5 protein-coding genes are annotated in these 6317 nt (G+C 60.3%); all 5 read right to left on the reverse strand.

Annotation, left to right across the window (positions count from 1 at the left end):
* Window positions 1-59 precede the first annotated feature (59 nt).
* Complete coding sequence (locus MUU56_RS31655) at window positions 60-428, reverse strand: single-stranded DNA-binding protein (protein WP_245082906.1); 369 nt, start codon at window positions 426-428, stop codon at window positions 60-62.
* Complete coding sequence (locus tag MUU56_RS31660; protein WP_245082908.1) at window positions 425-595, reverse strand: hypothetical protein; 171 nt, start codon at window positions 593-595, stop codon at window positions 425-427. The genes MUU56_RS31655 and MUU56_RS31660 overlap by 4 nt, the downstream gene beginning before the upstream one ends.
* Window positions 592-2610, reverse strand: coding sequence for a type I DNA topoisomerase (topA, locus tag MUU56_RS31665; protein WP_245082911.1), 2019 nt, complete (start codon window positions 2608-2610; stop codon window positions 592-594). Before topA ends, MUU56_RS31660 begins: the two co-directional genes overlap by 4 nt.
* Window positions 2611-2724: 114 nt before the next feature.
* Complete coding sequence (locus MUU56_RS31670) at window positions 2725-5967, reverse strand: zincin-like metallopeptidase domain-containing protein (protein ID WP_245082915.1); 3243 nt, start codon at window positions 5965-5967, stop codon at window positions 2725-2727.
* Window positions 5964-6317, reverse strand: a 354-nt coding sequence (locus MUU56_RS31675) for a hypothetical protein (protein WP_425314258.1), incomplete at its 5' end; no start/stop codon positions are given. The genes MUU56_RS31675 and MUU56_RS31670, both read right to left, overlap by 4 nt.

Raw genomic sequence — 6317 nt, forward strand, 5'->3', positions numbered from 1 at the left:
CTCACGTGCGCCGGCTCATGCGAACCGGCGAGGTTCGTAGTAATGCGCCTGAAGCGCTATCAGGATCCGCCTGCTTCCTTGGCGGCAAGCTGCTGCCGCTTCTCCGGACCAGGCGCGCCAAACTCGAACTCATCCAGTTCGAAGTTGTACTCGTAGCGATCGATGCCCTTGCCGTCCGTGAAGTTGTTGTTTCGGATCGATGCATGAACAAACAACTGGTCACCCTTCAAGGCGCTGCGGGCCAATAGCTCTGCCTGACCGCCAAAGGCGGTCACGGACAGGGTTACCTGTCGCTCCTTGCGGTTGCCGGCGTCGTCTTTGCCCGCGTATTCATTGCGGATCAGGCGAATCCGGGTCAGCGTCGTATCACCATGGGTTTCCAGCTCCGGAGTGGCCGCCAGGCGGCCCGAAAAGATCAGGATATTCATACAAAAGTACCTTCGTTGGTGGGGTTGGGGGATGAGGAACGCAGATAATCCAGGCGCGCCTCAAGATCCTGAAGCTCCAGCTCATTGAGCCGGTTTTCCAGCTCGTTGGCCTCAATCTCTTCACAAAGTAGCCGGATCCGGTCTTGGATCGTCTTGATATCGTTCATGCTGAACCCTCCGGGGGGAAAGCGGGCTTGCCATCGGCTCCGGTGTCGTACTTGGCATCACACTTGGGAAAGCCGGTGCAGCTGTAGAAGTCGTAAGGCCGTCCTTTCAGCCCGCGCTTTTTCGGTTTGCTGACGCCCTGCCGTCGCGCCAGATCCTTCCCGCATTTCGGGCAGGGGATTCCTGACAAGGCAGGGGGGGCTTTGCGCTCGCCGGGCTTGCCCTTGGCGTCCGGAAGCGAGGTCTTGCAATCCGGATAGCCGGTGCAGGACCAGAAAAAGCCATAGCTACCCTTGATACGGCGCAGCGCTTTCCCGCACTCGGGGCAGGGGTTTGCCGGAACAAACTCCACGGCATCGAGGGCGGCCAGCTCGCCATCCAGTCCGCTCCAGGCAGACGACACTACCATGTGGTAGTCCGCCTTTGCCTCGGCGATCAGGTCCAACTGGTTTTCAAGCTCTCGCGTGTAATCCAGATCCGCGAAACCAAACCGCCCGACCAGGGCATCCCGGATCGATTCCCCGATAGGCGAGGGGATGAGATAGCCCTTTGCTCCCTCGGTGACGTAAGCGCGGGACGTGATGTTATCGAGGATGGCGGCATAGGTGCTCGGCCGACCGATGCCAAGGCGCTCCAACTCCTTGACTAGCGTGGCTTCGGTAAAGCGCGTCGGCGGCTTGGTGCATTTCGTCAACAACCGCCCTTCGGCTGCGGTCAGTGCTGCGCCTTCAGCGAGGTGCGGTATCGGATTGCTGGAAGCGCTTTCCTCGTCATCGTCGGCAGCATCATCGGCATAGACCGCCAGCCAGCCCTGGGATTGAAGGGTACGCCCGTTGGCCAGAAAGGTGACGGCAACCCCCTGGGTATCGCCGGGTATCTCTCCCGCCAGGGTGACGGTGCGTACCGCATACATGGCATCAGCCAACTGAGACGCAACAGCCCGCTGCCAGATCAGCCTGTAAAGCGCCTGCTCGTCCGTTGTCTCGCCGGCCTCCAAATCCCCCGCGTGTGTCGGCCTGATCGCCTCATGGCCTTCCTGAGCGCCCTCCTTGGCCTTCCAGCGCCGGGGCTTCTCCGCAAGGGGCAAACCGGCCCCCTGAGCATAGGCGGCAATATCATCCATACCGGCCAGATCCATGTTCGGGGCGTCGGTTCGGTGGTAGGTAATGACACCTTGCTCATAGAGCCTCTGAGCCAGCTCCATGGTCTTTTTGGGCTTGAACTTGAGGCGCTGCCCTGCGGCCTGCTGCAAGGTTGACGTGGTGAACGGCGCGGCGGGTGCTCTGCCCTTCTCGCTGTCTGCGAAGGTGGCCACCGTCACTTCGCGGACACCGGCAACAATCTGCGCTAAGGCATCGTCGAGCAGGTATTGCTGACCCTCCGCAAGGTGCGGTTTCGTATCCCAAGCCGCTTTCCAGCTCGTCCCGTCGCCGTTGTTGAACACCAGCTCTGCGCCATAGTGCTCGGTGACCTTGAAGGCCGCGATCTCGCGTTCACGGTCAACGACCAGGCGAACGGCAGGCGATTGCACCCGCCCTGCAGAAAGGTTCTGGCCAGAACGCTCTGACAGGGCCGGGCTCACGCGATAGCCGACAATCCGGTCGAGCACCCGGCGCGCTTCCTGCGCCCGCACCCGCTCCATGTCGATGGGTCGGGGCGAAGCGACAGCGGCGAGAACCTGTTCTTTGGTAATAGCGGTGAACGTCACCCGCTCGGGCTTTTGCAGCTTGAGGGCGTCGGCCAGGTGCCAGGCAATGGCCTCGCCCTCGCGATCGGGGTCTGTTGCCAGCAAAACGCGGTCGGCGTCTGTCACCCCTTGGCGCAGTTTCGACAAGACGCCTTTGCCACGCTCGGTAGGCTCATAGGCGGGTTTGAAATCAGGGGGCTGGATACCCAGCTCTCGCTGGGGCAGATCCCGTACATGGCCGACACTGGCCATGACCTTGTAGCTCGCACCCAACAAGGCGCTCAACTTCTTCACCTTGCCGGGCGATTCCACGATAACCAATGTGGTCATCTTCGTCGCTCCTGTTGTATGTGGGAGTTGATATATTGATATATAGCTATCAATATATCAATATATATTTGTCGCCCGAATAAACAGACAGCCGGGCAACTGGCTCACGAACCATTACAAGCCGGCGTCCATGCCTTTCGCACGGGATCGAGGACGCTGACCTCGGCTCGGGGCTTGGGCCTTCTTCGCCTCTTCAACAGCGGTATTGTTGACGTGAGGGGCGTTCTGAACCTCCTGGCGCTCCTGCTTCACCTCGTCCGCCATGGTCGCGTTCTTATGATCAATGCCGGCTTTCGCTGCTGCCGGTGAAAGCGCACGGCCACCGATCTTGGCATCGGCGGTCGCGGCCCTGACCTCACTCAACTGCGTCGTGGCTTGCGTCATCAGTTCGGCAGCCTTGCTCTTCTCCTGGGCAACATGGGCGTCATCCGCGCTTGTCGTCGGATCGTTTCGCGCCTCCATGTCCCTGGTCCGCGCCAAGGTCAGAAGCCTGTCTGCATTGATCTGTGCATCCCGGCGCGCCACTGCCATTTGTTCATCAAACAGCTTTTTGGCTTCAGCTTCGCCCCGCTGCTCTCTCAGATCATTCCAGTCACTGCCTTTGTCGCCGTCTTTCAGCGGCGGGGCCGCAATACCGGCACCATGCTTGGCAGCAACCTTTCCGGCCTGCACCAGGCCCGCATTTTCCAGCGGCTTCCCATTCGGCCCCATTTTCTTAGTGGCTTCATGGTCGTTGTCGGCCGCAAGGATCATGGGGCGGTCAGGATAGATCTCGCGCAACTGACCCGCGACGGCATCCATGTTGCCGTTGCCAAAGGCCACCACGACAGGATGCCCGGCCAAACCGGCCACGGTGTCACCTGTCGAGAAACCTTCGGTCAGCACCAAAGGGTGCTTACCGGCAAGTAAGTCCTTGAGGGCCTTGCCGTCCGGATCTGTTCCGGCAACGGTGAACAAGCCGTGTTTGCGGCCACCCTTCATCAGGCTCTTGAAGCTCGGGTTTACGCTCTCCAGCGTCCACAAGCGCCCCTCAGTATCCCGACCCGGCACCAGAAGATCGCCCGCCTTGAATACGCGGGCCTCCGGATCCGCGTTGCGCAGCGCCTTGGCCTCTTTGACGGTCTTGGCGATGCGGATCCCTTTGGCTGCTGCGTCTGCACTGACGCGATCCGGAACAACCCGCAACCCTTTGGGATCGGTGATGCCTTTTGCCTTGCAATAGGCGTTGTCGGCTGTTGCTGCCGGGGCCTCCGCCCACAACGCGGCGGCGGCACTCGCGGTCTGAGTGTGCTTTTCGAGGGTAGCCGTTTCCCGCTGCTGCTGGCGCTGCGCGGCCTCGGCATTGAGCTGCGCCCGTTGCTCATCGGACAACCGGGGCACCACCCCTTCAGGCTTCCAGTTGATAACCTCGCCGCTCTTGTAGTTCTGGATAAAGCCGCCAGGGGTTCGCCCCACCAAATGGCCTGCATATGCACCACTTGTCTGCCCGCCTCGATCGCCGTCAACCGGGACGCGGTGAATCTGCCCATCCATGATGGGCAAGCCATCCAGTTTCAGGCCCGCCCCTGCCAATGCCTTGGCGAACTGCGCCTCAACGGGTTCCGGTGCTGAGGGCTTTTCAACGCGCTCGGCGTCGGCCTTCCATTGCCCCATGCTCGACAGGTCCGCCCCTTTTGGTGCGTACCAGCTTTTCGCGCCCTTATCCCATGACAGGGTAAACCCTGCCTCTTTTGCTGCGGCTTTGGCCTGCTCTTTCTCACGATAGGGCACGGCCAGATAGGTACGGTCTGCCATAGTGGTCTCGGGCGCGTGGTGGCGCACTTTGGTTTCTTCGGGTAGAGATGATTCAGGCGGCAGAGAACTGCTGACCTGCTGCGCTTCACGGGCGGCCTTGCTTGCTTCGTAAGATGCCTGACCAGCGGCAACAAAGTCCTCTTTCGCCTTTTGAAGGACAGGATCCTGATGCCGGCTTCTGTAGCGCTCGTCGCCAACATCATCGCCATAGACACGGATCAGCTCGCGCTCAAAAACAACCTCCGAAGCCTGAAAGGCTTGCACGGCCTCGTCGGCTAGTGCGCCCTGGAGGCCGGTGAAGGCTTCCGCTCGCGTCGAGAAAACGGGTTCGCTGGAATCTACGTTGTCCGAATTGGCAACATAGAACCATTTGCCGGACACCATGTTTTTGTCGAGAATCCCGCCCTTATCAGGATCCGGATTGGTCGCCATGCCACCAGGCTGCTGTTCGGCCCATCCGGCTGGCAATTGGTTATCCTCTCCGGCCGAAACGGTACGCTCGGTCAAAGACTCTTGATTTGTGGGAATGATGAAAGGCCCGACACTTGCCCCTGGGCGCGCCTTTTCGATGATTTCAGCGATAAGAGCGTCCTGCTGCTCTTTGGGAACACCTTGAGAATCCCATAGTGCCCGCAGTTCGGTTGCTGGATCTTCATGTCCGGCAACCTTCTGTTCCCGCGCTTGCTCCTGCTCCAGACCCATGACGTAGCCAGTGATGCGCTCGGCGTCTGATGCAGCGCGGAAGATTTCGCGGGGATCCTCTTTAAGCGCCTTGATCCATCCCCCAACATACGCGACGTGCTGCCCTGGATCGTGACCAATTCCAAGGCGTTCGCCCAGCATCAAAGACGCGATTTCGGCTCTAAGCTCTTCCTTCGCGTAACCCTCGCTGCCAAATGGGTGGGCCAGATCCCGGTCAAGACGCGAGGGGTGCCCTGTCCAATGCCCCAGCTCATGCAATGCCGTGGCGTAGTACCCATCGGCACTGTGGAACTGCTCCAGCTCGGGCAACGTGATCCGATCGGTTGTCAGGCTGTAAAAGGCTCTGTCACCTGCAACATGCTGAATATCAGCGCCGGATGCCGCCAGGATGGATTCGGCCCGCTCATGGCGCTCATGCTCCGGCTGCTCCGCTTTGCGCTCCAGTGGCGGGAGGCCATCGATCTGCTGTGCATTGAATACGACCGCATGAAACGAGCGCGGTCTTTCCAACTGCACGGTGAAGTACTGCTTCTCGCCCTTGTCATTGAGGACAGGTTTGCCCTGTTGATCTTTGACCAGCTCGCGGTCCTGAAATTTCCAGTAGACGATGCTGGTGCCTTTTTCGCCACGTTTGACCTGCGCGCCGGCCTCGGCGGCCTGGTTGTAGGTCATCCATCGCGGATCCTCACGCCCCTGCATGGAAAGCCAGAGGGTATTGATCCCCTTGTACTGTTTGCCGGTGGTGGGATTGAAGGGGAGCGACAGCTCACCGGGTGCCCATGGCTTTTGCCATGGCGCGCTCCCCTGCTCCAACTGCTCGATAATACGATTGGCGACTTCCTCGGCATATCCTTTCTTCATGGCGTCTGTCCCTCCGAGCTGTAGGGCTTGCCGGACACGATGATGGCCGTGTCATGAGGGTCGGCCTGGGGCGCAAGATCGGCGTTCGACTGCCAGGCGGCATCCTCGTCGATCGCGTCTTCGACAAAGGCCCCGTTTTCCTCGGCCTGCTGCGCGTCGTGCTCGATCTGGACACCAGGGGTATTGCCATCTTCCGCATCCTGACTGACCACGGCGACGGTTTGAACATCGGTATTGGACATAGGTGTTGCCTCCTGCTTTTCGCGGACAAAAACGACCGTATCGGCCGATTGAGGGGTGATCGCCGGCACTGAGACCGGCGCTTGCTGCGCATGGATTCCGTAGCGGGC

The organism is Shinella yambaruensis (assembly GCF_022899355.1).
Lineage (GTDB): Bacteria > Pseudomonadota > Alphaproteobacteria > Rhizobiales > Rhizobiaceae > Shinella > Shinella yambaruensis.